This is a genomic window from Microcystis sp. M53598_WE2, from assembly GCF_030067735.1.
Lineage (GTDB): Bacteria > Cyanobacteriota > Cyanobacteriia > Cyanobacteriales > Microcystaceae > Microcystis > Microcystis aeruginosa.
The window spans coordinates 1-4,001 of record NZ_JASJFE010000360.1 but is presented as its reverse complement, the minus strand read 5'-3'; the positions used below and the strand labels follow the sequence as shown (position 1 = coordinate 4,001).

General features: G+C 44.2%; 3 protein-coding genes. All 3 read left to right on the top strand.

The window, feature by feature from the left end; all coding sequences use genetic code 11:
- Positions 1-190: 190 nt before the first annotated feature.
- Positions 191-880: a hypothetical protein gene (locus tag PX636_RS07720; protein ID WP_002763613.1), complete on the top strand. Its 690-nt coding sequence runs from the start codon at positions 191-193 to the stop codon at positions 878-880.
- A gap of 406 nt (positions 881-1,286) precedes the next feature.
- The gene (locus PX636_RS07715) at positions 1,287-2,255 is read left to right on the top strand and encodes an endonuclease/exonuclease/phosphatase family protein (RefSeq protein ID WP_231859712.1); all 969 of its coding nucleotides are present in this window, start codon (positions 1,287-1,289) and stop codon (positions 2,253-2,255) included.
- 625 nt (positions 2,256-2,880) lie between these two features.
- Positions 2,881-3,852 (top strand): LysR family transcriptional regulator, encoded by a 972-nt coding sequence (locus tag PX636_RS07710; RefSeq protein WP_004163287.1) that lies wholly within the window; start codon positions 2,881-2,883, stop codon positions 3,850-3,852.
- Positions 3,853-4,001 lie beyond the last annotated feature (149 nt).

The following is a 4,001-nucleotide window of genomic DNA, read 5'->3' as shown; positions in this document are numbered from 1 at the left end:
GGTATGATAATTTCACTAACAAAAAATGAATTTTTTATCCAAGTATCCGATCTATCTGATTCTACATCTCTAAATTTTTCAATGTCATCACAAACGCAACGGCTTCTTAACGAATATCCTCACTTCAACACTTTTCGAGATTTTGTTTTCCCAGTACCATAGCTACTATATTATGTAAAGAGGGTTTGACATGGCTAAATCAAAGACTAAATCATTTGAAGTCAGTGAGTTAAGAGATCGTCGTAGTATGAGCGTATCTCTTGATGGATTAATTGGTGAAGTTCTTCGACAATTAGAATTAACACTTGATAATGCGGAAACTACAGAAGAAGAGCAGAATTTAGTTGACTTTTTAATCAGTGCCCTTCCACAGGAGAGAGCGGCGTACATCCTATCAAAGTTGACTGGTACTCAAGACTATCCCTTATATCCTGAGACTGTGAATTATCTATTAAGTCAAGGTGATGAACTTGAGAGGAGATATCCTGGTGAAATTTTTGAGGATGGTCTTGATTTTTACAGGGAGGAGCACAAGAGGTTAGAAAGGATTACCATCAAATGTCTTAATGGTGACTCGATTGATTTAGAGAGGAAGTCCGGATACAGGAATTACTACTCATTTCCATCCTGCAAGGTAGAAGATAATGATGAAAAATATCTGTTGATTGGTCAGTTTCCTTCAATTGACGGCAGTAGTTTCTATGAAATTGTGAGAACTGAAGAACTTGAATCTTTTCCCAAAAGCTCTGAATATTCGACGCTAAGTGCTCATGTACCCTTCTTCTATCGAACTCATGATGGAGCAGATAATGAACTAAACAGTATTATGCCCATTCGAGTTCCATCTCAAATTGCCAAAAGAATTTTAGGCAAATTATAAGTGCGATCGCTATTGCCGTAGCCGTAGGGTGCGTTTCCTAAGGTCAGTCCTACTACTGCACCGATAGATTTTGGGGAACGCAGCTTACTCATTCATTGAAGTTGATAAGTCTAGGTAATCTAATATCCTCTGCCAGATTAGCACTTAATTGGGGATAGATCATCTATTTCTTACATTAGTATGATCGCTGCTCTGGTAGTGGTGGAGGGTTCATAAAAAAATGTGCTAATCGGCATAACAGGCTCATTGTCATGTTGTCGGGAAATTTTCTTGCGATCGCTCTATTTGAGAGTAATATAGAGAAAGATTTTTTAAAAAATGTGTATTGGGGGTGATGTGTGGAAAGTTTTCGTATAATATCTGGTTAGTCCCCGGTGACAAAGTCATTGGATTTTCAATAGATGTTATGCTGACCAGTATTTTGCTGTGGTCGATGGCACTTAGCCTGTTGCTAATCAGCTTCACCCCTGGAGTATGGTATAAGCTATGGTTTTTTGAGATTGTGGGGACAGGCTATCTTTGGTTTGCGGGCTTGACTTTGATCTTGCTGTTGGCTCTGTTTTTACCCAAGTTCCGCCCTTCGCGCTGGAAATTGATGATCACGTTAGCTGTCGGACTGGGGTTTTATGCCAGCACAATTGGTACTTGGTATGTTCCGAGGTTGCGAGATGCTAGAACTGGTGGTTTCCCATTGACTGTAATGACCTACAACGTCAACTACCAACTATGGGAGACCAGTGCCGTGACTGACCTGGTTCGGGCAAATCCCGTAGATGTATTCGGGTTAGTTGAACCGTTCAAGGAGCAGGCAGCAGAGCTACTAGACAATGTGCAGGATCTTTATCCTTACTATTACCGCGCAACGGGAGGCGGACTGAGTTTATTTAGCCGCTATCCCATTACAGAGGCGACGACTGACAACTTGGGAACCCGCCACCATAGCCTATTCGCAAGCGTTAATGTGACAGGACACCCCATTCGGGTTGTTGTTGCCCATCCCCTTGCCCCTATATCCATGCCTAACTTTATCAATCGTAACCAGGCGATGGTGGCCCTGGCAGCCTATGCAGCACAGCAGTCAATCACTACCGTAATAATGGGTGACTTTAACCTCACCTCCTGGTCGATTTATTTTCGCAACTTTATCATTAACTCAGGATTACGCAGTGTCAATCTAGGGCATGGACTAAATCCAACCTGGTTTTATACTGACGAAGCGCGATCGCTATCCCATCTCGATCATTGGAAACAAGCTCTAAAAATTCCCATTGACCACATTTTCGTCAGCCAAAATGTCAGGGTTGATCAGGTCATCACACTGCCTTCAGGTGTATCTGATCATCGTCCAGTGATTGCAAAACTACGCGTGATGTAGCTTGTTTTAGCTCAGGTTCATAGCGATCGCAACAGCAATGCGGTCGCTATTGCCGTAGCCGTAGGGTGCGTTCCCTAAGGTCAGTTCTACCACTCCACCGAGCGACTTTTGGGAACGCACCTTACTCATTCATTGAAGTTGATAAGTGCGATCGCATCGCCTCGTAGCGACTGTCTTGATTGTCAAGAGGTAATTCAAAAAAACTCAAGCAGTTGCCGTAAAACTCAAAATCTCAAGCCAGAAAAAAGCGCAGCGATCGCATCGCTCGTAGGTTGGGTTGAGCGCAACAATACCGGGTCGAAAATAGCTCAAGTCGCTTGTTTAAGCGAAACCCAACCACCCTAAAGGTTACTCTGACAACTTTTAACACCTACCTACTTAACTTTATCCCAGATTACATTCCTAGGAATCCCTAGCAAGGTAGAAAATATTCTGATGAAATCAGGATTGTTGAATCTGCCAGAAAAAAGACAGTTCAACAGCCCAATTATGAGCGAGAAGTAGTTCAAGGCTGACCGATGAAATAACTGATAACTGAGAAAACGGTAGCAATTTCTACCAAAAGTCAGAATAAAATTCGTTATCGTCATAAGGTCATGACGGAATGTAATTAAAACGAGAAAGAATGCGGATCGAGCAATTGCAAGCCTTTTTAGCCGTAGCCGATACGGGCAATTTTGGTCAAGCCGCGCGCCAGTGTGGAGTCACCCAATCGACTATCAGCCGCCAGATTCAATCCCTAGAAACCGATTTGGGCTTACCTCTTTTTCATCGTACCGCCCAAGCGAAATTAACCATTGCTGGCGAGAAATTACTGCCCCGGGCGAAACGAATTTGTCAAGAATGGACGAATATTCACGAGGAAATCACCGACCTACAGGCAGGAAAACAGCCAGAATTGTGCGTGGCGGCGATTCATTCCGTGTGCGCCCACTATTTACCGCCGATTTTGCCGAAATTTTGTGCTGAATACCCAGAAGTTCAGTTAAGAGTTACAGCCCTAGGCAGCGATCGCGCCTTAAAAGTGCTGCGGGATGGTTTAGTAGATGTGGCGTTGGTAATGAATAATCGTTTTCTCACCTCTAGCCCGGAGATGGTGGTCGAGGTATTATACCAAGAAGCGATCGAAATTCTCATGGCCGCTAATCATCCCCTCGCCCAATACAAAGAAGTGCCATGGTCAGAATTAATCCCCTATCCGCAAGTGGTTTTCAAAGACGGCTACGGAATGCAAAGATTAGTACAAGAATGGTTTTCCCGTCAGGATGCCCACCTGAAAACCGTCATGGAATTAAACACCCTCGATGCTTTTCGCGGTGTGGTGCGTCAGGGTAATATTATCGCTCTTCTGCCCCAATCCGCCCTGATGGAGGCCCGTAGCGATGCCACCCTCGCCATTCGTCCTCTTGCTTCCCCTAGTAGCGAAAATCCCCATCTTAACAATGGTAAATTTAGTCATCGTCTCACCCGTCAGGTAGTCCTTGTCACCACTAGCGATCGCCTACAGATACCACCGATCGCTCATTTTTGTCAATTAGTGCGGCAAATGAATCAAAGTGTGGTTAAAAGCTTAGAAAACCACCCCGTCCAGCCTTAGCAATCCCAATCAATCCTATTTAGGGTTTGCGGCAAAAAGCTTTTCCTAGGGGCAGGGTGTGGGGTGTGGGGTGTGGGGTGTGGGGTTTTACCGATTTTCAGGTGGTCAATTACCTAATTTTCAGGGAAAAAGTCCCGGAATTTTCCCCC

What these genes read in the sequence shown, in the direction of transcription:
- PX636_RS07720 (WP_002763613.1), top strand. Translation starts at nt 191, where the DNA reads ATGGCTAAATCAAAGACTAAATCATTTGAAGTCAGTGAGTTAAGAGAT.
- PX636_RS07715 (WP_231859712.1), top strand. Translation starts at nt 1,287, where the DNA reads ATGCTGACCAGTATTTTGCTGTGGTCGATGGCACTTAGCCTGTTGCTA.
- PX636_RS07710 (WP_004163287.1), top strand. Translation starts at nt 2,881, where the DNA reads ATGCGGATCGAGCAATTGCAAGCCTTTTTAGCCGTAGCCGATACGGGC.